The organism is Desulfurivibrio dismutans, from assembly GCF_029210385.1.
GTDB classification, from domain to species: Bacteria; Desulfobacterota; Desulfobulbia; order Desulfobulbales; family Desulfurivibrionaceae; genus Desulfurivibrio; species Desulfurivibrio dismutans.
The window spans coordinates 1-1,482 of record NZ_JARGDQ010000020.1 but is presented as its reverse complement, the minus strand read 5'-3'; the positions used below and the strand labels follow the sequence as shown (position 1 = coordinate 1,482).

At 58.0% G+C, this 1,482-nt stretch carries 1 protein-coding gene; it reads right to left on the bottom strand.

All coding sequences use genetic code 11. From position 1 onward, the window contains the following. Nucleotides 1-1,224 (bottom strand): ISL3 family transposase (locus P0N66_RS12695; protein WP_275805996.1); only part of this gene is annotated, 1,224 nt, incomplete at its 3' end. Nucleotides 1,225-1,482: the final 258 nt, after the last annotated feature.

The window sequence follows — 1,482 nt, the reverse complement described above, 5'->3', positions numbered from 1 at the left end:
ATCTCCAAGCGAATGATACAAGGCGATTTTCAGCATATCATAAGTCCTGAAACCGTAGGCTCGTTTCGTAATCACCTTGGCTTTGTTGTTGAACCCCTCGACACAGCCGAGGTCGATCTCGCCTTGGGCCTGAAACCAGTTGAGCAGGAGCGGTCGGTGAGCCCTCAGCATCTTCGCCACCTTTTTCATCGGCTTGAGCCGGGAACGCATGGTCTTGGTACACCATTTGTCGAGGAAAAGACCGGCCCAGCCGGGGTGGACGTAGTTCCAGAAGTGCTGGAAGTCCTCCTTGAGCAGGTAGGCCCGGATGGTCTTGAGGTTGCAGGCCAGCAGGTCTTTCAACTTGTCCACCTGGTTGTCGGTGAGATTCTCCGGCCTTTTGAGCAGGCACCAGCGGCTTTTGGTCAGCACCGGTTCTTTGCCTTTGGCCTTGAGTTCCCGAGTCTCTTCGGCCCTGACCTGGTCAATGGCCTTGCTCATGTGGCTCGCCACGTGGAAGCGGTCGAGGACGTTGACCGCATTGACGGCCTTCTCGGCAATCACCCGCAGATACGGTTTCCACATGTCGCTGCAAACAAACTGCAGCCTTTCACTTCGTTCCGGCCCGAACCAGTCGAAAAAGCTCCGGAAAACCTTGGTGGTCCGGTCGGGGCCGATCCACAACAGGCGCTTTTTGCCGGCGTCCAGCTGGTAAACCAGGGTGACGAACTTGTTTTTGGTGCGCTTGCGCCAGCAGATCTCATCGGTGCCGATGGCGGTGACGCCCTCCAGGTCACGGTTGGCAAGACCCCATTCAACGGCCATTTTCACCGAGCGGACCACCGAATCCCAACTGGTCATGAAGGATACCGCGACCTCTTTCCAGCTCATTCGCTTGGCCCAGGTAGCCAGAAACCAGGCATAGGTGGTGGTCAGCCGATTCTTGCCCCTGGCCCATGGCATCTTTTCCACCCTGACCCTGCCGCAATGCGGGCAATCAACCCGGCGCGGGCGATAAAGGAAAAAGACCAGAATCCCCCACAAGGGGACAAACTCGAAGCGTCGTTGGGCCATGGTATCGTAGCCCGGCCCTTTTTTGCCGCAACCCGAGCAGATCGGTCGACTGCCGCGCTTTGGCCGGATGGTGATCTCCAGGGTCGAACGGCCGTCGTGGCACAATCTGCATCGCTCGTACATAAAACCGGGTTGTTTTTCGATCCGGTTCAAGATAGTTTGAATCAGCATCCTGTTTTTCCTTGTTTGGGTTCGTTTCTTGGAGGAAACTTCACCCGGCAGGGTAAAACAGGATGCTTTTTTTGTGAAGCGGAAGTTGCCGATGCCGTAGCATGGAGAACCGGCCCCGTCAAGGCCAAGCCCCCTAGCGGGGGTGCGCTACGCGCAGCCTTGACGGCCCCGGCCCTCCATGCTCAACCTGAGGGTGGCGACGGCGAAGGAGCGGCTTTGCCGCCCTCGCCTCCGGCGGGGCTCTGGCTCAGGAACTCA